This is a genomic window from Crateriforma conspicua (assembly GCF_007752935.1).
Classification (GTDB): domain Bacteria; phylum Planctomycetota; class Planctomycetia; order Pirellulales; family Pirellulaceae; genus Crateriforma; species Crateriforma conspicua.
The window spans coordinates 3,758,327-3,780,510 of record NZ_CP036319.1 but is presented as its reverse complement, the minus strand read 5'-3'; the positions used below and the strand labels follow the sequence as shown (position 1 = coordinate 3,780,510).

General features: G+C 58.2%; 17 protein-coding genes (1 of these 17 cut by a window edge). 15 read left to right on the top strand and 2 right to left on the bottom strand.

The annotated features are described in order from the left end of the window. Positions 1-48 precede the first annotated feature (48 nt). The 12 genes from Mal65_RS14000 to Mal65_RS13945 all read left to right on the top strand — a co-directional run bounded on the left by Mal65_RS14000 (position 49) and on the right by Mal65_RS13945 (position 7,459). The gene (locus Mal65_RS14000) at positions 49-1,242 is read left to right on the top strand and encodes a tyrosine-type recombinase/integrase (RefSeq protein WP_145298673.1); all 1,194 of its coding nucleotides are present in this window, start codon (positions 49-51) and stop codon (positions 1,240-1,242) included. Further along, positions 1,242-1,748, top strand: a complete 507-nt coding sequence (locus Mal65_RS13995) for a hypothetical protein (RefSeq protein WP_165701266.1) — start codon at positions 1,242-1,244, stop codon at positions 1,746-1,748. Before Mal65_RS14000 ends, Mal65_RS13995 begins: the two co-directional genes overlap by 1 nt. A gap of 152 nt (positions 1,749-1,900) precedes the next feature. Next, complete coding sequence (locus Mal65_RS13990; protein WP_145298667.1) at positions 1,901-2,155, top strand: helix-turn-helix domain-containing protein; 255 nt, start codon at positions 1,901-1,903, stop codon at positions 2,153-2,155. Between the two features lie 112 nt (positions 2,156-2,267). Beyond that, on the top strand, positions 2,268-2,759 hold the full coding sequence (locus tag Mal65_RS13985; protein WP_196784153.1) for a DUF669 domain-containing protein: 492 nt from the start codon (positions 2,268-2,270) through the stop codon (positions 2,757-2,759). Next, complete coding sequence (locus Mal65_RS13980) at positions 2,759-3,727, top strand: DNA primase (protein ID WP_145298665.1); 969 nt, start codon at positions 2,759-2,761, stop codon at positions 3,725-3,727. The genes Mal65_RS13985 and Mal65_RS13980 overlap by 1 nt, the downstream gene beginning before the upstream one ends. Further along, positions 3,724-4,641: a DnaB-like helicase C-terminal domain-containing protein gene (locus tag Mal65_RS13975; RefSeq protein WP_145298662.1), complete on the top strand. Its 918-nt coding sequence runs from the start codon at positions 3,724-3,726 to the stop codon at positions 4,639-4,641. Before Mal65_RS13980 ends, Mal65_RS13975 begins: the two co-directional genes overlap by 4 nt. After that, positions 4,638-4,988 carry a helix-turn-helix domain-containing protein gene (locus Mal65_RS13970; protein WP_145298659.1) on the top strand — a complete coding sequence of 117 codons (351 nt, stop codon included), beginning with the start codon at positions 4,638-4,640 and terminating at the stop codon, positions 4,986-4,988. Before Mal65_RS13975 ends, Mal65_RS13970 begins: the two co-directional genes overlap by 4 nt. A 170-nt stretch (positions 4,989-5,158) precedes the next feature. Further along, the gene (locus Mal65_RS27190) at positions 5,159-5,419 is read left to right on the top strand and encodes a hypothetical protein (protein ID WP_231131134.1); all 261 of its coding nucleotides are present in this window, start codon (positions 5,159-5,161) and stop codon (positions 5,417-5,419) included. Positions 5,420-5,422: 3 nt separating this feature from the next. After that, positions 5,423-5,638, top strand: a complete 216-nt coding sequence (locus Mal65_RS13960) for a hypothetical protein (protein WP_145298656.1) — start codon at positions 5,423-5,425, stop codon at positions 5,636-5,638. Positions 5,639-5,938: 300 nt separating this feature from the next. Beyond that, positions 5,939-6,367 (top strand): hypothetical protein, encoded by a 429-nt coding sequence (locus Mal65_RS13955; RefSeq protein ID WP_145298654.1) that lies wholly within the window; start codon positions 5,939-5,941, stop codon positions 6,365-6,367. Continuing rightward, a complete protein-coding gene (locus Mal65_RS13950) occupies positions 6,360-6,701 on the top strand; it encodes a hypothetical protein (RefSeq protein ID WP_145298651.1) in 342 nt (113 codons plus the stop codon). Before Mal65_RS13955 ends, Mal65_RS13950 begins: the two co-directional genes overlap by 8 nt. Beyond that, entirely contained in the window at positions 6,698-7,459 is a 762-nt protein-coding gene (locus tag Mal65_RS13945) for a hypothetical protein (protein WP_145298649.1), read from the top strand. The genes Mal65_RS13950 and Mal65_RS13945 overlap by 4 nt, the downstream gene beginning before the upstream one ends. Before the next feature lie 372 nt (positions 7,460-7,831). On the opposite strand, the gene Mal65_RS13940 is transcribed toward Mal65_RS13945, so the two are convergent. Further along, on the bottom strand, positions 7,832-8,467 hold the full coding sequence (locus Mal65_RS13940) for a hypothetical protein (RefSeq protein ID WP_145298646.1): 636 nt from the start codon (positions 8,465-8,467) through the stop codon (positions 7,832-7,834). 231 nt (positions 8,468-8,698) lie between these two features. Here Mal65_RS13940 and Mal65_RS13935 point away from each other — a divergent pair, with 231 nt between their 5' ends. After that, positions 8,699-8,965, top strand: coding sequence for a hypothetical protein (locus Mal65_RS13935; protein WP_145298643.1), 267 nt, complete (start codon positions 8,699-8,701; stop codon positions 8,963-8,965). A 1,139-nt stretch (positions 8,966-10,104) separates the two neighbouring features. Beyond that, positions 10,105-10,749 carry a site-specific integrase gene (locus tag Mal65_RS13930; protein ID WP_165701265.1) on the top strand — a complete coding sequence of 215 codons (645 nt, stop codon included), beginning with the start codon at positions 10,105-10,107 and terminating at the stop codon, positions 10,747-10,749. Positions 10,750-10,861: 112 nt separating this feature from the next. Here the strand turns inward: Mal65_RS13930 and Mal65_RS13925 are convergent, their stop codons facing one another. Then, on the bottom strand, positions 10,862-11,266 hold the full coding sequence (locus Mal65_RS13925) for a hypothetical protein (protein ID WP_165701264.1): 405 nt from the start codon (positions 11,264-11,266) through the stop codon (positions 10,862-10,864). Positions 11,267-11,843: 577 nt separating this feature from the next. Between Mal65_RS13925 and Mal65_RS13920 the strand changes: the two genes are divergently transcribed. Beyond that, on the top strand, positions 11,844-22,184 hold the 5' portion of the coding sequence (locus tag Mal65_RS13920) for a right-handed parallel beta-helix repeat-containing protein (RefSeq protein WP_145298634.1). It continues 16,968 nt past the right edge of the window; the window shows 10,341 of its 27,309 coding nt (coding positions 1-10,341); its start codon is at positions 11,844-11,846; its stop codon lies off the right edge, out of view.

Below are 22,184 nucleotides of genomic sequence, written 5' to 3'. Positions count from 1 at the left end.
CAAAGTCAGCCAGGGCATCACCACCCATGCTGAACAGGAGCATTGGCGATGACTGCGAGCAGTCTACGAAAACGCGGCCGGAAAGCGAAGCCGCAAAAGCCGGCGAAACCCTACGACGGTTTCCCCCTCACTGCCCACGCGTCGGGCAAATGGTGCAAGAAGGTCCGTGGCCGGATTCACTACTTCGGCGAATGGTCCGACCCCGACGGTGCCTTGCAAGAATGGTTAGCGGTTCGCGACCAACTGATGGCCGGCGGCGACCGGAATCAAGAGAACGCCGGGGCTGACATTGGCCTGATGGTCAACGCGTTTTTGGATGCGAAAGACGACCAGCTGCAAGCCGGCGACCTGACACAGAAGACGTTTGACGATTACCGTCGCGCGTGTGAACAACTGGCGGGATTCTTCGGCAAGGGGCGTTTGTTGTCGTCGCTGCAAGTTGCGGACTTTCAAAGGTACCGCCGGAGCTTTCCCCAATCATGGGGATCGACGCGTATCAACAACGAGATCGCACGCGTCAGTGCCGTTCTGAACTTCGCCTATGAAACCGAACTGGTCGACAAGCCGATTCGCCGAGGGCCGAACTTCAAACGCGTCAGCGTAAAGCGCCAACGATTGGAACGAGCGGCGAAGCCGAAGAAACTGTACTCGGCCGAGGATGTCCACCAGATGCTTGCCCACGCCGACGTGCAACTGCGGGCGATGATCCTGCTGGGGTTGAACGCCGGCTACGGAAACGCCGACTGTGGCCGTCTGACGGTCCCCATGATCGACTTTCGCCGGAACTGGTTGGAAGGCCTGCGAACCAAGACGGCGATTCAACGTGCGGCGTGGCTGTGGCCCGAAACCGTGTCAGCGGTCAAAGAGGCAATCGCCCATCGCTACGATCACGCACCACCGTCACTGCGGGATCACGTCTTCATCACAAAACGCCGGCAACCGTGGTACCAAGAATCGGGCAAAGGTGACGCGGTATCCCAAGCGTTTCGCAAAGTCGCGGTGAAAGCCGGCTGTCACAAGCCGGGGGTCGGTTTCTATGCCTTGCGTCACACGTTTGAAACCGTCGCCGGCGATTCACGCGACCAAGTGGCGGTCAACTATGTCATGGGACACGTCGACGATTCGATGGCGGCGGTCTATCGCGAAGGCATCGACCCCCAGCGGGTGAAAGCGGTCTGCCAGCACGTCCGCAAATGGTTCCGCGACGGCAAGCCGAAGCGGTCGGCGAAAGGTGGTGCGTGATGCCGAAGAAACTGGACAACCCCGATTCGCTATCCCTGTCCGATATCCGCCGTATGTCGGAGAAAGAAAGGGACGCGTGGTTCAACAGGGAACACCCAAAACTGGTGGCGTCTGCTGAGAGGGTACTATCTTCGGCGTTTATTCGGGACCGAATCCAGAAGCAATTGGCAGTTGCCGACGGCGACGATGCTTTCGAGCGAATCTTGATTGAGATGCATCACGAAACCGGGCTTACGGTAAACGAATTGGCCGACATGGACGCATCGGAATTTGACCGCTACGTCGCGGCGGCCATGCGACGGCGTGGCGTCGAGCCAGACTGGGTGAGAGTCAAAGCGGGCGACATCGCCGGCGGCAGGGCCACACGCTGTCGTCTGGCGGATGATGATGCACACCCCGGCATCCGCAGGGAACTGAAACCTGCGAGCACTCAATACGATTGGTACGTCCGCCGGAACTTGTTATCGACCTATCTGAAACCGAAAGCAGTCGACCGGTACAGCTAAAAACGTATCGAAAACGTTTCAAACGTATCGAAAACGTTTCATCTATATCGGCCGCCGGAAAAGCATCTTCAGCGACCGCACCCGACCTGCAAACCTTGCTCCTGTCAGCCGCAAGCAACCGCACGCGGCATACACGAGAGCGAGGTTTTTTCATGCACAGTCTGAACTTCTACACCGTTGAGGAAGTCGCCGACATCTTGCGGATTCATAAGGAGTCCGCACGTTCGCTGATTGCCAAAGGCGAAATCGAAGGCATGTCGATCGGCAAAGGACAACGACGCCGCAAGTGGCGGATAAGCCAAGCCGCGCTAGAAGACTTCATTCGCCGGCGGACCGAACAATCACAACCCGGCCCCAAGCCGCAACGGTCCAAGCCAGCCGTCAAACCCAAACGTCAGTGGGTATGAAAAAACGGCCAGGGTCAGCCATCCAACCGACCCCAGCCGTTTCGGTTTTTTCTTGGCAAAGACGGTCGGACGTCTTCGCCGTTTCTTAGCACCCCATCAAAGGGAATCAAAAATGGGAAAGCTATCTAGTATCTTACGCCAGCAAGGCAGCTTGGACAGCATAAAATCGGCTTGGGACACCACAGCCGCCGCCGCCGACAATGACGTGCTACCCAAAGGCGAATACGTCGCCGACATTGTGGCGGGTGAGGCCATCGAAAGCCGAACCAAAGGGACGCCGGGATACCGGCTGACGTTCGAGGTGGCCGAAGGTGAACACACCGGCGGCCGGTTCTGGCATGAATGCTGGTTCACCGAGGCCGCAATGTCGCGAACAAAACGCGACCTTTCAAAGCTGGGCGTGACTGACCTGGAACAACTTGAACGGCCGTTGCCGGCTGTGTTCCGCTGCAACGTCAAACTGGCAATCCGCCGCGACGATGACGGCAACGAAGGGAACCGCGTGCGTCGTTTCGAGGTTGTTGAAGTCATCACCCCGGAACCGGATGCGTTCGCACCGGACGGCGGCAGTGAGAACGCACCCGAAAGCGGGGAGACGTTCTAATGATCAATGCGATGCCGCTGGGGTATCGCATTGTGGGACCGTGTAGCCGCGAGCGTCGTTTGGTTGATTATGACCGAGCGTTCGCGGCCTATGCGGATTGCGATGACCTAGCACAAATTGACCGGGAAGGTTTCTTGTCGCCTTTCCAATACGGCGATGCGATTCGGTCGCGGGTGGTCCGACCGGATGGAACGTTGGACGTTCGCGGGTTCACCGGGCCGCATTGGTCGCGGTACTTGTGGGCCGACATCGACGACGACGGCAACATCGACCGGGCAACCGCTTCGGCTCGGCGGTTGGTCGCTTGGGTGTTGGAGCGGTACCAAGTCGATGAATCGGAGCTGCTGGTGTTCTTCAGCGGTTCAAAAGGTTTTCACGTCGGCATACCGACATCGCTGTTCGCCGCCGCGTCGTCGGACGTGTTCGGACGGGTGGCTCGACAGGTTGCTGAGGACATCGCCACGAAGGCCGACGTGCGGCTCGACACTGCGATTTACAACATCGTCCAGCCATTGCGAGCACCGAACAGCCGGCACGGCAAGACGGGCCGTCACAAGCGGTTCCTGACGGTCGATGAGCTGATACAGGTTCGCCCGGCGGCGATTGTGGAGCGTTCGGCCGAGCCGCTGGCGTTCGACTTGCCAGAAACACCAGCGGCCGACGAACGAGCGGTCGCGGACTGGCAATCGGCTTGCGAACAGACGAACCGAAAAACCGAAGCGGTCCGGTGTTGCGACAACGACCGGACCGAGCTGAACTTGGCGACATTGGAGTTTATCCGCGACGGTGCGGACGAAGGCGACCGACACCGGCTGTTGTACTCGGCGGCAGCAAACTTGGCCGAATTTGGTTGCCCGCCGCGACTTGCGCATGCGTTGCTGACTGAATCGGCCTTGGACTCGGGTTTGCCGCCGGCTGATGTCCGCCGAGCGATTGACAATGGATTGTCGAAAGGGGTTACGGAATGACCGCCGCGAACTTCATCCGGTGCGACCGGTTGTTCGATGACTGGCAAGACGATGTTTTGCACGGCGAACCGCCGCGCCGATATGACATCGGGCCGGGATTGGAACACGTCCGGCTCGGTCCGGGGACCGTCTCTTTGTTGGGCGGTTCACCCGGCATGGGCAAGACGGCATTTGCCATGCAGTGCGTCGTCTCTGCAATGACCGCTGACGCGTCGTTGCGTGCTTGCGTCTGCAATGTCGAGATGCCGCCTGAACGGCTGTTAGAGCGGCAACTGAGCCGTTTATCGGGTGTGGGACTGGACTACATCCAAAGTCGCCAACTAGGTGAACGGCAACGCGACAAGCTAGACGCGGCTTTTGATCTCATCGACGACATCGCCGACCGGCTGGTGTTTGTGCGGGCCCCGATGACGCTTGAGAACGTCGCGGCGGCGGCGGATGACATCGACGCCGAGTTGGTGGTCTTGGATTACATCCAACGAATCCGGCCGGTCGGTCGGCACGACGACAAGCGCGGTTCGGTCGATGCGACGATGGATTCGATACGGCGGTTCGCCGACGCGGGTTGTTGCGTTCTGGCATTGTCGGCGGTCGGACGTTCAAAGGATGCCAAAGGCCGCACCAGCTACGCCGGCGACGGCTTGTCACTGGCATCCTTTCGGGAGTCGTCGGAACTGGAATACGGGGCCGATGACGCCTACCTGCTGGTTCCCGCAAAGGACGCCGAACAGGACGCCGACGACGCGGTTATCGACGTGACGTTGAGGCAACTGAAAAGCCGCTACGGTCAGCCGACTGATTGCGACCTGACGTTCGACCGCTCGGTCCAATCGTTCGAACCGACCGAACCGCCGATGACCGAGGAACACCGCCAACTTCGTGATGCGATTGCGGGATTGTGGGGTGAGGAATGACCCGCCCAAAGAACAAGCCGAAGCGTCAAACCGCCGACCGCTTCCGCGTCTTGAATGCGTTTGTGGACTTCACGGCAAGCGAACTGCGACGGTCCGAGTTGTTGGTGTGGCTGGCGTTGTACCGCGACACCCGCGAAGGGATCGCGACGGTATCCCAGCGAGCCATCGCGGGTCGGTGTGGGATTGATCGCAAAACCGTTGAGCGGTCGGTCGCAAGCCTGGTCGCTCGGGGGCTGCTGGTAGTAGTGAACACGGGAGGGTTTCGCCAAGGTTCGGCAAGCTACCGAGTGTTGCCAATGTCGCGCGAAAAACTCGACTCACTGCCCCGATCACCGCCGGACGCCTAGGCGACATTTTGAGCAAATCCTAGGCGACATAGCTATGTCGCCACGTAGGCGACATTTTGATACCTGCCCAGGCGACACCCAGATGTCGCCATTCCCATAAGGGACCATAAGAGAGTCAGTCTCTCTTAATGGTTCCCATTGAGACTGACTCTAAAGACCATCGCCGACGAATGAACAACGCACCAACCGCCGTCGACCTTCAATCGCTTTGGGTGACGCCGGCACTGAACACGCCGGCATCCGAACCAACGACACCGCCGCGTTGCACGTACCACGACCGGTCCGCCTGGCGCGACGACTTTCAATCGCGTCCTGGTTGGATTCGCACAACGTGTTCGGTTTGCGGCGGATTCATTGGCTACCGCCGCGACACTGGCAGCACCCCCGAACTTGAACACGCGAACCACCACCAACAACAGAACGGAGTTTGAGCAATGGCAGGGACGAAACGCCGGGCACAAGCCAAGCGAACGCAAGTCGACCCCAACACCATCGCGGCTTTGCCACTGACGACCAAGGAAGGCGAGCAAATCTTCGTCGCCAGGACATCGCGTCGCGTCGAGAAGGGGACGCTATTGCGTCTGGATTACGAAGATACGCGGCTGGTCCTTCGCATCGCCGATGAGGACATCCTGAGCGAACAATACTGATGCGAGCTTTAGACACCTGCCCCAAGTGCCACACCGGCACGATGCGACGGCAGAGCACGCGCACGGTCGGACGATGGCGGACGCGGTACTTTCGGTGTGATGTCTGCGGGCATCATGGCAAGGCATCGAACGCGGTCGATGAGCGCGGCAGGGATATTTTTGATGCAGTTATCCGTTCGGATAAGTCGGCCATGGAATGTCCATGTTGCGGCCATACGATGGAAGCATCACACCCATCACGGAGTTGAGTAAGTGAGCCAATCACAAAACCTTCGGAAGCTTCGGCGGATGTTCCCACGTATGACATCCGACCGACTGGTTCTTGCCATCGAACGCGGCAAGACCGTCAAAGCCATCGCCGCGGATGAAATGAAGCGTCTGGCCAGCGAGAACGACCAGCTAAGCGAAACCATCGCCGAGTTGGAAAAGCGAATCGAAACGTTGACCGCTGAGCGTGACCAGCACGACGCGGACGAAGCCGAGCGGACCGCACCGGCGGCGAAGGCGAAAGCACGAGGGAACAAGCCGATCGCATTCGCCAGCGGCACCCGTCCGAATCTGGTTGATACGCACACGATACGCAGCCAGTGGAAGGCACTGGTGGCCGATCTGGTCAGTCAAGGCATGACACGATCCAAAGCCGTCAGCCAAGCGAACAGGGCCTATCCCGAACTGCGGGAACACGCCGTCATCGAAGCCAACAGCCGACGCAGCCGTCGCCATGGATAAGCACTACGTTTGCCTCCAAGACGGTGGCGAGTTTGTCGCGGCCGCCGAGACACCGGCCGAAGCGGTCGCATGGTTCTGCATCGCCGAGGTGGTCGACAAGGCGCACGAATACCTGGACGGACCACCGGCCAATCTGCGGCCAGCGTACTGGGTGCACAACGGCAGGATGGCCAAAGCTGTGCCGGTCTTGCTGGCGGACGCGATGGCGTGCCTGGAGCGATCAAACTGGCCGCTTTTGAACGCGGGCCTGGAAATGAATGTTTCGGCCGATCTTTACCGCCACCACTGCGAAGCATTGGTTGAGCTTCTCGAACTGATTGAGGAAATGCAATGACCACCAAAACCAAAACCGAAACCAAGTCCAAGCTAGAAGCCGCTGAGGAGATCCTACAGATGGTCGCATCGTCTGGCGGCGATTTGACGTTTGAACAACGCGTCGAATGCTGCAACGCACTCGGGTGCACCGATAAGGAACTGGACAAAGAATTGCGGCGGTTCGGTCGCATCGTCCAACAACGCAAGGTGGCCGGCACCCGCCAGGATCGCGACAAGCAAGACGCGGAAGTCGCTCGCCTGTTCAAGGTGCGAGAGAAACGCGCCCCCGAACTGCAAAAGAAAATCGCCGACCTACAGTCCGAGTTGGCCAAGATTGAACAAGACCATCGCATCGCGGCGAAGCGAGCCGAAGAAATGGACGCGGCGGTCGAGAGCTTGCGAGGACTGGCACCCAAGTGGCGCGTGGCTGAGTTCAACCGCATCAAGCGGACGGCGACGAAGACCTACCGAGCCAAGGCAATGGCAGCAGCCACCGAGCTGGACCGCATCGAAGCGTGTCAGAATTTGGTCTTGGACGATGGTGATAAGTGCCTGATGTTTGTCGGCACCATTGAGAACACCAGCGGCAAGAAGTTCATTCAACGCCACGGATTTGGCCAGCGATCCATCGTCGACCGTGCGGCGTGGAAGGCGTACGTAGACGAGCAGGTGGCACGCATTCCAAAGCTTGAAGAAATCCACGGGGAGAACCTGGACGCCTACAACGACGCAATCGATACCGCCGAGGCGGAATGGTTGGACGTTTTTATCGACTGACCCCACCCCCGCTGATTGTCTCCCACCCCGCGTTTGCAACCTTTTCCGCGGGGCTGGGCTTGGCCGGACCGCTGTTAGCTTTGGCAGCGGTCCGGCTTTTTTTGTGTCTTCACCGAACATGCGACAATGGACCAACCGATGCGATGCACCACCCCCCTACCCGCCTTTGGGTCCTTCCGCCGGACAGATGGAAAATGCGGTCAAGGGAATCGCGATGCTCACCGTAAAAAGTCCGGCGTTTTCAAACCCGTGGGGGATTAGGGGGAAGGTACGCACGGACATAGCCGGGGGTGGCCTCAAAGTCGGTTCGCATCGGTGACGACCGCCCGTGTTCCGCCCGCTTTTCCTTGGCCAGCAGAATGAGATTTTCGCCTACGCCTTGGCACGCATGGCAGCGACCCGACATCGAGCGGAGCAAAACTTGGCATCGCGGCGTTTGGCACGATAGGCGGCTCCACAATGCTGACACGTCGGCGGTCCGCCAATCGCCGGCGGTTTGCAGAACGGCGAAAAGAGCGTCAACGCCTGGACCCATTCGTCGCGGTTGTCATGGATCGTCGATGCAATGTCGTGCGGGTCAATGGCGGAATCCTGAAAGTAATTCCAGGCAGTGCAGCAAACCCAAATCCAATCACTCCGAAGGTGAGTTGATGGTCCAATCGGTTGAACGTCGTCCCATGGTTCACGCTTGGCGGTGTTCACGACGTGGTGGCCAATCTCATGCAGCAAAACGCCGATGACCTTCAAAACGTCGGCACCATCCGCAACGCCAAGCTGTCGCTTATTGTTGAGTCCGATAACGCTTTTCTTGTTGCCGATCGGAAATTCAATGATGCCGGATTCGTGGCACCGAGCCGAGTACGCGCCATACCCTGCGTAGTTGCCAGCAACGATAGCGAGCCTCTGATAGTCCGCGTCCGCGTCGGCCCATATCTGCGGAGCAAGGCCGACGTAGTGGTCCATCTTTTTGGCAAGTTTCGGTTCAAACGTCGCGACAAAGCTTTCCATTGTTACGCCTAAACATTCGCTACTTCAAAAGCCTAAGCGTAACGCCGTGTTGTGCGACTGGTCAAACGGTTCAGCGTACGCAAATTTGCGGACCCACCAAGAAACCGACCGCTCACGCTCAACCCTCCCGCGACTGGACGACCTAACGCGACATCGGAGCGACGAAAGCGGGAAAGTGCGTTAGGGGGCGGCACAGGCGGCCTGAGGGGGTGGTAAGCGAAACGGCAGGGCGTGATTCTGGAGCGGATCAAGAACGACCAGGAATACAAAGACGCCGGGTTCACGTCGTTCGACAAGTACATGAACGAGCGGATGCCGCTGGGGATTAAGAAGTCGCACGCATACGACTTGATTCGTGCGGCTAGCGTGCGGCCTTTGTTGCCGACATTCGATTCCGGCATGTCGGAATCAAAACTATGGACTCAGCGAGCCGTCCGCCATCTCACCCACAAGGATTTCACGCCCGCCGACATGAAGCGAAGAAGGAGGAAATGTTGACAATGTAAACAATTCCTCAAGGCCCGCTGGCACGGTCACACACCAAAAGGAAGAAAGAGGAACTTTGTATAATATACAAGGTTCCTCATTTGACCCCGTCGCAAGCATCCATGTGTGTCGCAAGGGCACGTGGCATCTACGAGGAGCAGGCGAAGAAACGTCACGAGGAAAACAGCGGGCGTCCTTCTGGGGCAAAACCGGTGGCAAATTTGCCACCGGTTAACGCAGGCAAAGCCCGCGACCAAGCGAAGAAACGGCAGGGCCAGAGAACAGACCTGAAAGACAACATTCAGGAAAATTTGCCTGAAAGTAACAAGGGCCAGTCCCGCGACCACGACCGCCAATCCCCGCCGGTCACTTCCACGCTGCCAACCATCGACTCCACCATGGTGGAGTCGGGTCACCACGACCACCGGACCCACCGGTCACTTCCACCCGCATTCAGGTGGTCAACTTGACCACCTGTTTTTTGTCACCACGACCACCGGACCCACCGGTCACTTCCACTGGAGTAGGGAAAGTTGCGACTTTCCCTATCTTGGTCGTCACCACGACCACCGGACCCACCGGTCACTTCCACGATTGCGAGGACTGCGATCAGTGATAGCATCGGTTCAGTCACCACGACCACCGGACCCACCGGTCACTTCCACCCCTGCCGCCATCGACGCGGCAATTCCCGGCGGTCTGACGGCGGTTTGCGAGCGGTGGGCGGATGCGGTCTTGCGGCGGGTTAAAAATGGTGGCTTTTAAGCGACTACAACCGCTACAACCGCAAGGCCGATTTACAACCGTTTTTGGTGCTTGCGGCTGATTCTGAAAAACGCGTTTCGCACCGCAAAAGACGGTGTTTTCTTGGTTTTCGCGTTCCGGCGGTCACGCTTTAGAAGTCCGATGCTCTATCCAGCTGAGCTATGGGCGCCTTTGAAAAAAACACCGTGTTTTCCGCGCTCAAACGGGCCTTCGGATAATTGCCCTGAAGCCCGATTCCACCAGACTACTGGGGCCTACTGGCTTTGGCCAGTGTTAATACGCCGGTAGGTCGATGCCGAAAATGCCCGGATCAACGATCCGAACATCGAAATCGGGCGGTGCTTTGACGATGGCGAAGGGTACACGGCGGGGTAGTTCGCAGCAAGGTGAACAGGTCGGCAAGCCATACCCGACGTTCCCCCATTACGCCGCACAAAGGCAGTGGAAAGTGGCAGAAGCGGCTCGACGGCAAAGTCCACTGCTTCGGCCGGTTGGATAATTCCGCCGTTGCCCTGGCCGAGTACAACGCCTACGTCCGCAAAGCTGTCACTGGGAAGCTGCGCAACGAGGATCCGACAAAGTGCAACGTCGACTTCATGGTGAATAGGTGGCTAGCCGGGAAGCTGGTCAAGGTCGACGAAGGGTCGCTTTCCAATCGGACCTACCTGCAATGCAAGCACGCGGCGAAGATCATGAAGGAGCACTTCGGCACAGCCAGAGCGGTTGAGACAATCACAGCCGACGACATGTCGGAGTTCTGGGCCGGGTGGGCCAAGGATGGGCTATCACCGACGGCTATCAACAACCGCCTCCGCTGCATCAAGATGATCCTCCGGTATGCATACGAAGCCGGATACATCGATCGCCCACTTCGACTTGGCGAACCGTTTGACTCGCATGCCACGGATTTGATCATGGGGCATGACGACCACAGTATTCAAGCACGCTACCGTGAATGCTTCGACAACGAGCGGATCAAACGCGTGTGCGAAGCGGTCAGGGCCAAGGTGTCTACGGCGCAATCAAACTAGTTCGCCTAGTTAACCCGCTTGATTAAACCGCTGGCCGACTGGATGCTAGCTTCTTGACCTGATTGCGCTGTAGCCCATTGCAAAGCCACTGTGCGTGCGCCGGCGGTCAGCGTTACATAGTCGACGCGTGCGCTTGGTTGGTGCCTGTACCAGCAATGTTCCCGGCGTCGTCGTTTGGTTCATGTCGGTGCAGGTCAAAGCCACTGGTTTCATTCGAAGCGCCGTCTAGCAACAGTTGGGATCTGATGTCATTGGTGGTGCGGTCGTAGTTCCAGCCGTATCTGACGATCAGGCCGTAAGTGTCGGTCGTTCCAGTGATCTTGTCGGACCACGCTGTCGCCGTCGTTGTGGATACGCCAGGTGATTCAAACAGTTTGAGTTCATGCTTCGGCTGGGCGTCCCAGCTATCCCATGCGTCTCCGGCCCGTAAGACGCTGTACGTCTTGCCGTTTTCTGGTGATGCAGGCTCATCGGGCAACCACCGGGATGGATTGATTGCGGCGGCGACCGATTGCATCGCCAAGTTGTTTGGATCGACTTGAGGTGCACTAGACGTGGCAGAAGATGATGGTGAGCCCGTTGTCCGTCAGTGGGCGATTCAGTTTTGCATTGGGGAACAAACTTGTCTGTTTGACGGGGAATGGGAGGTCAAGATCACCGATCGCGTCATGCTGATTAACCATGACCAGTTCTGGTGCATCTCGGGGGCCGTTTTGACGACAGTCTGCATCCGGTGTACCTCTGCCGCGTTGAAAACCGTAGGCATTTCAGAGAGATCGCCAACGCGCTTCGCATCTAGCTGGTGTTACGTCTAATTTCACGAAGAAGATGAGGAGCCTTTTCGGTCATTGTCGGCGAACGAAATGCTCGGAGGCCTCGGCTAAGTTCTGCCAGTGTGAAATCCTGAAGTAGTCTTCGGCCGGCTCCTCGGTCGCAAAACGTTCACGGGAAACGGCCCTATGGCGTCTGAAATGGCAGAATATCGAGCCGCGATTCCTTGAAATACCCGATACGAGGTCTTAAACTCGGTATCCCCGGCTGCAGAGGGGGAGTGGATCGCGTCGCGGGGGTTGCGTCGAGGAAGAAATTGAAAGATGCCAAGAACTTCAAGTAACACTAAATACCGCCGGCAGGCCCTGGAGCGTCGTTTGCGCCGCCCCATGGCCGAAGTGCTCGAAGCACGCCGGGTGCTAGCCAACACGGTGGTCCTGGATTTCACGCCCGATACCATCGCTAACGAAATTTCGCCCGGGAATTTCGGCAATCTGTTTTCCGGCGAAGTGGGCGTCGATGCCCCCGGTTTTCTGAACTACGACAATTCGAACAACGTCGTTGATCACAAGGATGCGGAACTCGCTGCCAAGCGGATCGCCAGCCGAACCCGGCAACTCTTGCTGCCCTACGTACGCGATTCGACGCTTGATCTAAGAATTCTTTACACGCCCACAGTCACCGGCAGTTTTGATCCGGGCGCGGGAGAACGGATTCTGGAGCGTGGGCAAGCATCGGACGATGAGAACGCTTACGTCATCTACGTGGGGACCAACAACCCGGCACCCGCAGGCCTGGATTTTGGATTCGCGAATCAGGCGTTGGTGAATGAGAACAACGAGTTTTACGGCTACGTCTTTGCCGATTCGATCGCTGACTATTTCGTCGACGGGAAATACCGTTGGGGCGGTGACGAGTTACTGACGCGAGACTTCACAAATCTGGTTTCCTACGCGGTTGTTCATGAGCTCGCTCACCTGTGGGGGCTGGGGCACACGGTTGACGAAGCACAATTTCCGCAGTTACGAGCACCGGACAACTATCACCACTTGATGAGTCCGCCGGCTCAATCAAATCCGGCGATCGCGACCTTCCGCGACGAAGTCTTTCACCGTTTCGAGGTCAACACACTCGACGGCCCGCAGTATCGGAGAATCAATGCCCACCAAGAGGTCATCGATTCGCTTTCGCGAAATGGTTCCGGTTTCATCCAGCATGTGATTCCGGACGATCAAGGAAACACTCTTCCTACCTATGCACAGGTGCTTGGTGCTGGAATCACCGGCGGAGAGACCAGTCCGCCGCCTGAACCAAACGTCACCTCGCCCTTTCCGAACACGGGAACCCTTGGGACGACGACCCCGGCCAACATTGCGACCAGTCTCGAAACCGGTTTCAACAACCTTGTCGACGCGCATCTGACTGAGTTCGCCGAGCGGGTCTCGCTACCAGCCGACGCCCTACCGCTGGCCTCCCCTGATCTCAACTCATTGTTGGATTTGGGGAGTGCTTTACAGGCGTCGGTCCAGGCGATCGATGTCGCGGACGCAGCCGACATGGCAGGTTTGGAATCGGCACTCATTGATGCGGGCTTTACGATTCAATCCATCGTTGATGATGCGACGTTTGCGACGCTGCCAACGAGTCAACCCGCGGATTTGATTCGTGTCAGTCGAACGTTTTCTCTGGGAGAGATTCTGGCGGATTCGTCTTTGGATGCGACCGCCCTGAATTCGATCGGCCAGCTTGCCGGCTTAAGCTTCTCGGGAGACCTGGACTGGAAAGCCCAGACGTACTTCACCGTCGCTTTCGGTGTCGACACCGGCGGATTCTATTTGCTGCCGGGCAATGGGCTGTCGTTGTCGGTGTCCGCCAGTGGGGATGCTGATGCAATACTGGGTTCTGTCGGCCAGGTCACTGGTGCCGCCAACCTGGGGCTGCTTGCAACGGTTCCGCTGACGACGTCCTCGCTCGACGGTCGTATTCGAAGCAGCGACCTGCAATCGTCGTTTGTTGACGCCAGCGATTTAACCGTGCGTGGATCGGCATCGGCGAACCTGAAAGCGAACGTCGATGTCGGATTCTCTTCCGATGTCGAAGCCGAAGGCCGGTGGGTATGGGATATCGATGTGAACGCGGGGCAGTTTCAACTGCTTGAGGACGCATCCGGATTCGACACCGAATCACTCTACGAATCGATTACCGGTGTTGCCGGCGAGGCTTTGGACCGCCTTGGCGATCAGGCTTCTCAACTCGCCGACAACTTGGCTGAAATCCCCGTCATCGGTGACGAGATCGAATCCTTACTCAGCGACTCTTTGGAAACGGTCTTCGATTACCTCGATGACTACGCTTCGGCCGACGCAAACGCGGACGGGACGTCCATTGAGATCATCGACGCGGTCACGATTGATGCTCTGCTCGGCTACGCCATCGATGGGACACCGCTGCCGGCCACCATCTTGGAAGCCCGATGGACCGATTCCTCGGTCATCGATGTGGATCTGAATGCCAGCGGCGAAGCCGGCTTGGATCTCGGTGCGACGACGCTTGCTGCTGCCCTTCAAGGCGATGTCGCGGGAGACATCGTCGTTGATTCAGAAATTGTGTTTGGCTTCGACACTACAGGCGGTGCCTTTTTACGGGAAGATTCCAATATCCTGGCCATTGCCGACGTCAGCGGCGGCCTTGAAGGAACCGCGGACATTGCCGGTCTGGTCAACGTCGGTGCCAATGCTGATGCGGATTTTGATGCCACGCTCAGTCTTTTGCTGGACGATGGTGACACGACTCGGGAAGAACGACTGTACCTGTTTGATGGCGATCTCGATTCGATCATCGCAAGTTCTTCCGCGACGACGTCCGGATCGGCGGATCTGAACAACCTGACCATCACCGGCGAACTGTCGGGCTTTGGCGGCGAGTTTCCGGCGCTGAGCGTATCCGCCGCTGGGAACCTGCAATTCGATAACAGCACCGGCAGCATGGACGTCGACGGTCAGCTCACCGTTGATCCTGACGCGTTGTTGGACGTGCTGGCGGGTTACGTCGTGCGTGGCGTGCAGATCGCACAAGACGCGGCCTCCGCTTTGGCGGAGACGACTCGTGAGATTCCCATCCTCGGCAACGAACTGGCGAAGGGGATTTCCGCGGCGATCGGTGATGGATTGGACGTCACCTTGCCGGCCGGTGCAGCGCGAACCTACCTCGAATCGAAAGGGTTTGAGGTCGTCAGCGTCCTGAGCCCCGAAGAGTTCGTTGCCGGCGGAATCGCTGACGACGACTGGATGGTCTTGCGTTACGACCACACGCATACAGCAACCGAGGGATTGGACTTAAACATTCAGGACGAGCGAGCCTCCTTCGGTCCGGCGACGCTCTCGCTTTCGGGTTCGGCGACGGTGCAGCCACAGCTCGATTTTGACCTGACGTTTGGCTTCGACGCCGACGGGCCGTTTGCCGTCGAAGGCGGGAGCGTCGCCATCCAAGCTGACACCAACGCTTCGCTGGCCGCACGAGTCAGCGTCGGATCGATTGTGGATGTCGGTGCGACTGCGACCGCAAGCTTTGACACCGACGCGACGTTTGTGTTGTCCGATCATGATTCGACACCGGACGAACGTTTCTACCTGCTGAAAACGGACGGAACGGACGCGGACTTTACGTTTACCGACGCGGCTTTTGACGAACGATCCGTCACACTCAACGCGGTGGTTGATGCGGGTCTTGAGGTCACGATGGACAATCCGGTTCGCAAGATTCCGGTACTCGGGGAATTGCTCCCGACCAGCGTGCTGCCCAGCCAGTTTGTCTTCAACGCGTCGGCTCATTTGGATCTGTCCGATCCGTCCAACAATGACTACCGAATCATTCAAGACGATACCTTCGACACGTTGATGCGGGCGTTCGAGGACCCCGAGCAACTGATCATCGACAAGTTCTTGGGAGCTCTGACCGACGCGAATCCGATCCCCGAACCAGTGCGACAGATGCTGGTCACGGACATCCCGTTGATTGAGTACTCACTGCTCGACATGTTGCAGGTGCCCGAATCGGCGCAACTGTTGTTCTATCCGGAACAGTTTTTCGGCAAAAACAAATCGGACATCGAAAGCACGGATGCGAACAACCTGATCGATCTCAACCTAGACTTCAAAAGCCCGGAAAGCATCATCGCAATGCTGACCGATCAACCGGTCGATTTGATCAGCTTGGATGTCACGCAGACGCTGACGGCGCCCACTGAGCCGTTGCCGATTTTTGCGAGCCCCATTTTCACACTTTTGGGCTTAGTTACCGTCAACGCGTCGGCGGAGTTCGTGCCTCTGGTTCAGTTCGAGATCGACGCATCGATCGGCGTCGACACCGATGAGGGTTTCTACCTCAGGCAAGCCGATGCGGCGAATCCAACGTTCGCACTCAGCGGTGGGTTCAGCTTGTCTTTGGGAGCCGAATTGCTGGTCACGATCGTGCGTCTGGCGCAGCTCAAGACGGATCCCGGTCTGAGCTTGGGTGGCAACGTCTACATCGCCGACAGTGACAAGTCGGTCGGTGACAAGCTTCGGGTGGGCGACATCAAGGATAGTGAGAACTGGAAGCTTGGGCTGACGATGGATTTGACAGTCGGGATCCAGGGAATCATTGAGGCATCGGTACCGGGTGGCGGTGGAGTCGAACTGGCTGATTTCGAAATCCTGCCCGAGCAGAGGTTCACGCTATTCCGAACAGCTAACGACGCGTCGGTTCAAGACTTGCTGGATGCCAGGGACCGGTTGAAACAAAAGGTCAGTGAAGCAAAGGATGAACTGCAACGCAACGCGGAGCTGTATGCCTGCGGTGCGGCGTTCGTCACCGCGAACCCGCTACTCGGGGCCGCGTGCGCCGCGTCACTGGCCGACGATGTCGCCGAGGCGGTCAAGAAAGCGGTCGAGTGGGCCGGAGATCAGATCGAAGAGATCGGCGATCAACTCGGCACGATCGCACGTGATCCCGGGAAATACCTCAGTGAACGAGGTAAAGCGGCCCAAGAGGTAGCCGACGATGCGGGCGAGTATTTTCAAGAAAAAGTACTCGATCCGCTCTCGAAACTTCCTGGGGCCAAGACGATCGAAAGGCTGGCCGGACCAGTTATCGACGCCGGAAAAAACATCGGAAGACTTTACACCGACCTTCGAAATCAGGTTTACGCGGGTCTCGATGACGTTGGGGCTTGCCTTACCGGTCGAACCCAAACCAGGACTCGATCCTTTGATGTTCATCCGGAGTATTCGTTCACCGTAAGCGATCCCGATGAAAACGGCGAAGTTACTATCATGCCCATCGACGGTCACTCGCTTGACATCGTCCTTGGTGTCATTGACGGCCAGCTTGTGATCGATGGTGCCGACATCAAGCAGACCGGGGTCGTTGTCGCGAAGTATGAAAAGAAACGTTGTGGTCAGGGCTGGAAGACAAAACGTACCGACTACGAGGATATCAACCACCGCAATCTACGAAGCTTCGATGCGGATACCTCTCGTAGCATTACGAAAATTCGTATCGAAGGATCGGATTTCGATGACAGCATCCGCATCGGGGACCAGACCACGTTTCCGGGGCTGGTTTCCAACTTTCCCGATTTACATATCGAAGGCAACGACGGAAATGACTTGATCGTCGGCAGCCACGGCAACGACACGCTTCTGGGTGGCTTTGGCAACGACACGATTTATGGTGGCGGCGGCAATGACACCATCACCGGAACGCCCGAGGTGATTGCACTGTTCCCGCTTGCCGATCATGACACGCTCTACGGCGGACCGGGGATCGACTTGATTCAAGGCGGGGATGGCGATGACTTCATCGAAGGCAACGAACACGCCGACGTCATCGATGGTGGTCGGGGCAACGACCAGATTTCCGGTGGTGATGGCGACGACAACATCGATGGGGGAGACGGTGACGACGCGATCCTTGGCAATGGCGGCGGGGATGTCATCGACGGTGGTTTCGGCGACGACTTCATCAATGGGGGCGACGGCGGCGACACGCTCTTGGGCGGTTCCGGCAGCGACCTTCTGATCGGCGGCAGTGGCAACGACTCGCTGCAGGGAGAAGCCGGGAACGACGATCTATTTGGCGACGCTCAGTTCGGTGATGACGTATCGGGCGCGGACTATTTGCATGGGGGTACCGGCCACGATTATCTGGCCGGTGGTCCGGGGATCGATGACATGTACGGCGGCGACGGTGCCGACATTCTCGACGGCGGCGGCGGCGGAGACTTCTTAACCGGCCACGGGCTAGACACCGAAAGCGACGCCGGTGACGCGAATGATGTGCTTCTGGGTGGTCCGGGCCGTGACGTGCTCAAGGGCGGGCCGAGTGGATCCTCACTGGCCAACCATCCTTCGCTGGACGCCAGCTTCGGTCGGCTGGATTTGCTCGACGGCGGTACCGACACCGACCGGCTGGAAGGTGGTCCTGGTCCGGATTCTTTGATCGGTGGCCCTGGCGATGATCGCCCGGTTAGCGGTTTCTCGGGCGGATTATTTGGCGGCAGCGGTGACGACACAATCGCCGGTGGGGATGGCGAAGACTTGCTCGAAGGCGGTACTGGTGCCGACGAGCTGATCGGCGGACTCGAAGGCGATACGGTTTACGGCCATTCCCAATCAGGCATCAACGATGATGGCGGCGACGACGTGATCTGGGGCGGCCGCGGTGACGATCAGTTGTTCGGACAAGGCGGTCAAGACATCATCAGCGGCATGGCCGGCGCTGACCATATCGATGGCGGGTCGGCGAGCGATCACTTGTACGGTCATTCGCAGATCAACATTGTCGATCCGGACAATCACGTCGGTGACGATGGTTCGGCGGACACGTTGGTCGGCGGCAGCGGTGATAACCATCTGTACGGCGAAGCGGGCGATGACACGCTTTCTGCCGCGAACGGAAACAATCTTTCGTACGGCGGTGATGGGACTGACAACATCACGCTTGGAAGTGGCGACGACATCGTGTTTGGCGGGTTGGGGCCCGACAACATTGAATCAGGCGCCGGAAACGACACCATCGACGCCGGTCCCGGAATGGATACCGTCGACGCCGGTTCCGGTGATGACGTCGTCGATGGTGGAGACGACAACGACACGATACTGGGAAGGGCGGGCGACGATCACCTCGTCGGCGGTGCCGGACGCGATACCTTGCTGGGACATCAAGGTGCCGACACGCTGATCGACGGCTTGGGGTCGGGCACGCTTGATGGTCACGACGGCAACGATACGTACATCGTCAACTTGCAAGGCCAGACATCATCCTCCCTGATCAGCGTGTCTGACAGCGGCCTTGATGAAGCCGAATCGGACGTCCTTGAAGTTCGTGGTACCGAGTTTGCCGATCAGTTTTTGCTGCGTGCCAGTTATCTTCCTGGCGGCTTCGCTTTCGTCGCGATGCTCAACACCGATGATAACGTTGAGCGGGTCAACTACGCCGGCGTCGAACGGATGCTGGTCGAAGGACTTGAAGGTGACGACCGATTTGCCGTCGATGACGTCCAAACCGAAGCAACCCTGGACGGTGGCCCGGGGTCAGATTTCTTCCAGGTCGGTCAACTTTACAAGACTCGTCGGACCGCCGCCGAAGCGAATCTCGACCCGCTCGATGACTTCGAACCGACCATCGAAACGACGCGAGGATTCTTGAGCAACGGCATCAGCCGACCGATGACGATTTTCGGCGGTTTGGGCAACGATGAATTCGTTGTGTTCCACAACAAGGCGGTGCTCAGCTTAAGCGGCGACGAAGGCGATGACTCGTTCTCGGTGCGAGCGTTCGCCTTGGTCGGATCGCAAGATTCCGTGCGAGATCGAACCGATCTTTCCGGTGGCGAGGGCGCTGACCAGATCGAGTACGTCGTCAATGCCCCGGTCAACATTGATGGCGGCGACGGACTGGACACGGTCAGCGTGATTGGAACGGAGTTCGGTGACGATTTCGTGGTCACGCCCAACGGCACCTTTGGAGCCGGATTGCATGTTGAGTTGGTCAACATCGAGGTCTTGAAAGTCGACGGTGCCGAGGGTGACGATCGTTTCTTCGTTCAGGGAACCGGCGAAGATTTCGTCACGGTGCTCGCCGGCGGTCTGGGCAGCGACACGTTCAACATGGGCGGTGACGCGCCGCCGGTGGTGTCCAACGACTTGCGCGGCCACAGCGGACTGATTCTGCATGACGTTGTCAGTGGGGACATCGAGTACGACGGCGTTCAGGTCGCGGGAATCTCGGCAAACGTTGTCGATAACGATGAAGCGGCGATCGTCATCACCGAATCGGAAGGTTCGACGGTCATCACCGAAGGTGGTGCCGTCGATAGCTACACCATCGCTTTGGCAGCCGTTCCAACGGCCAATGTCTTAGTTTCGGTCGCGGCGCCCGTGCGCACGCGGCGGGAAAGGCAAGCGAACGCAAGATCGTTCCGCGTTTCCAGTACTGCACCGGGGGCTCAGAACAATGCGGAAGCCAACACCGTCGTTCTGACTTTCACGCCGGAGAACTGGGATACGCCCCAGGCGATCGACGTTTCGGCCTTGGATGATTCGAACGAACTGTTCGATTTCAACGACGACGCGATGGAAGGGCTGCGTTCGGGATTCATCACGCACACAGTTGTCGCCGCGGACACTTCTACCGGTTCGCCCTCCGTCGATCGGTACGACAGTCTTCCTGTGCGTTCCGTCAAGGTTGACGTCCACGACGATGATTCAGCGGGGCTGATTGTGCGTCACGCCGATCACTCCACGACATTGATGGGCGACAGTGACGGACAAACCATTGTCGCCGAAGGTGGCCGATCGGATTCGATCGAAGTGACGCTGACGATGCCGCCAACGGGGCCGGTAACGGTGACGCTTGAAACCGGCGAACAGTTGACATCATCCACCGCCGAACTCGTCTTTGACGCTTCCAACTGGGCGACGCCGCAAGCCGTTCTGATCTCCGCGAATGATGATGCTGCACACGAAGGAATTCATCATGCATCGATTGACTTCACAACCACCAGCCAGCTCGACTCACGTTTTGATGGACTGGCAACGAAGCCCCTGTTTGCATCCATCGCCGACAATGATGTCGCACAGGTCCTGATCAACGAATCGTTTCATTCAACCGATGTGGTAGAGGGTGGCGCAGGCGATTCCTATACGGTTGAATTGACGCGGGCTCCGATTGATGTCGTGACCGTGAACTTGGTTCCTCAGATCACTAAGTCCACGAAATCCGGGATCCGAAATGATCTTGTCCAGGTCATACTGGACAGCAATGCGGTGGGTGCCGTCAATCACAGTGACGGTTCGACGTCCCTCACCTTTACGCCGGACAATTGGAACCAGCCACAGACGGTGTCGGTCACGGCGATCGACGACCAAACCGTGGACGGTGGTGACACGAAAGTCTTCGCGCCGCTGCCACGAACGGTCGCGGGAATTCAGGGCCCCATCATTGTCCAGGGAGCCGCCGGTGATGGGTCGATTGAGATCGATTCGCCTGTTCTGTTGCCCGGTGAAACAAATGTTCGCCCGTCGACCGGCAGCGTTGTGTCGATCGGGGCACGAGCGCTGACCGCAACCAAGAGCGACCTTTTGAGCCTTGACGCGGTCGATCAAGCCACCGACGTCATCGACAAAACGGTCGAGATCACTGTTGGTCCAGGTGCCGGACAATTTCGATTGGTCACCGGCGTCGTCGATCTTGGAGATCAAGTTGAACTGATTTTGAACGAAGACTGGGACTTGAGCTCCGCAGAATTGGGACTGGTAACGGAGTACGCGATCACCGTTATGAGTTTGAACTTCTTTGTCAAAGAAGAAGACCAAGTCGACGTGCTGGCCTTTAACAACCAAGACAGCCTGGCGGACTCGGTCGGGGCGATCGGCAGCTCAAGCATTAGCGGTCTGGGCATGGGGGACGATCGAATCATCGGCGGTCGTTTGTTTACCGGCGGAATCACGTTCGAACAGTTGGAAGTGGTGCAGGTCCATCTCGGATTGGGTGACGACGACGTGCAAGTCACCGGCGCAACCCAACGCGACGACGGCTTTCAAACCTGGACGATTGTGGACACGGGAGCTGGCGATGATGAATTGACCGTCTCGCTGAACCGATCGAACCGAATTGCGGCTGATGGAACGGCCGACGTCGGATCGGAAATCACGCTGACCGATCTCGACGCGAACTTTCAAACGGCAGCCACGGGGCTGCAAGGCCATCTGGTTTCCATCATCGCCGGTATCGGAACCGGGCAAACCCGAACCATCCAGGCGAACACGTCCAGCACGATCACCGTCGATTCGGCTTGGCAAGTCATTCCAGATTCGAGCAGCGTCTATGAGATCATCGACCCGGCTGACGGAGACGTCTCGATCAGCCTGGGGGTGGGCGATGACATGCTTGACGGGTCCGGTTCTGATCGACCGTTAACCGTTTTTGGCGATGCGGGTTCCGACGCGTTGACCGGGGGAACGGCTGACGACTTGATCATCGGCGATGGCGGTCGTGTCGACTATCTCAACGATGACGGTGCTGTCATCACGCGATTGGGCACAGCGCCGGATCTGGACACGAGTACTCCAAACCGGGAACTCGAATTCCTGTCGAACGTCGATTCCGCGACTCCCACGTCC

What these genes read in the sequence shown, in the direction of transcription:
- Mal65_RS13955 (WP_145298654.1), top strand. Translation starts at nt 5,939, where the DNA reads ATGACATCCGACCGACTGGTTCTTGCCATCGAACGCGGCAAGACCGTC.
- Mal65_RS13985 (WP_196784153.1), top strand. Translation starts at nt 2,268, where the DNA reads ATGGGAAAGCTATCTAGTATCTTACGCCAGCAAGGCAGCTTGGACAGC.
- Mal65_RS13960 (WP_145298656.1), top strand. Translation starts at nt 5,423, where the DNA reads ATGGCAGGGACGAAACGCCGGGCACAAGCCAAGCGAACGCAAGTCGAC.
- Mal65_RS14000 (WP_145298673.1), top strand. Translation starts at nt 49, where the DNA reads ATGACTGCGAGCAGTCTACGAAAACGCGGCCGGAAAGCGAAGCCGCAA.
- Mal65_RS13950 (WP_145298651.1), top strand. Translation starts at nt 6,360, where the DNA reads ATGGATAAGCACTACGTTTGCCTCCAAGACGGTGGCGAGTTTGTCGCG.
- Mal65_RS13975 (WP_145298662.1), top strand. Translation starts at nt 3,724, where the DNA reads ATGACCGCCGCGAACTTCATCCGGTGCGACCGGTTGTTCGATGACTGG.
- Mal65_RS13970 (WP_145298659.1), top strand. Translation starts at nt 4,638, where the DNA reads ATGACCCGCCCAAAGAACAAGCCGAAGCGTCAAACCGCCGACCGCTTC.
- Mal65_RS13945 (WP_145298649.1), top strand. Translation starts at nt 6,698, where the DNA reads ATGACCACCAAAACCAAAACCGAAACCAAGTCCAAGCTAGAAGCCGCT.
- Mal65_RS13995 (WP_165701266.1), top strand. Translation starts at nt 1,242, where the DNA reads ATGCCGAAGAAACTGGACAACCCCGATTCGCTATCCCTGTCCGATATC.
- Mal65_RS13940 (WP_145298646.1), bottom strand. Translation starts at nt 8,467, where the DNA reads ATGGAAAGCTTTGTCGCGACGTTTGAACCGAAACTTGCCAAAAAGATG.
- Mal65_RS13925 (WP_165701264.1), bottom strand. Translation starts at nt 11,266, where the DNA reads ATGCAATCGGTCGCCGCCGCAATCAATCCATCCCGGTGGTTGCCCGAT.
- Mal65_RS13990 (WP_145298667.1), top strand. Translation starts at nt 1,901, where the DNA reads ATGCACAGTCTGAACTTCTACACCGTTGAGGAAGTCGCCGACATCTTG.
- Mal65_RS27190 (WP_231131134.1), top strand. Translation starts at nt 5,159, where the DNA reads ATGAACAACGCACCAACCGCCGTCGACCTTCAATCGCTTTGGGTGACG.
- Mal65_RS13980 (WP_145298665.1), top strand. Translation starts at nt 2,759, where the DNA reads ATGATCAATGCGATGCCGCTGGGGTATCGCATTGTGGGACCGTGTAGC.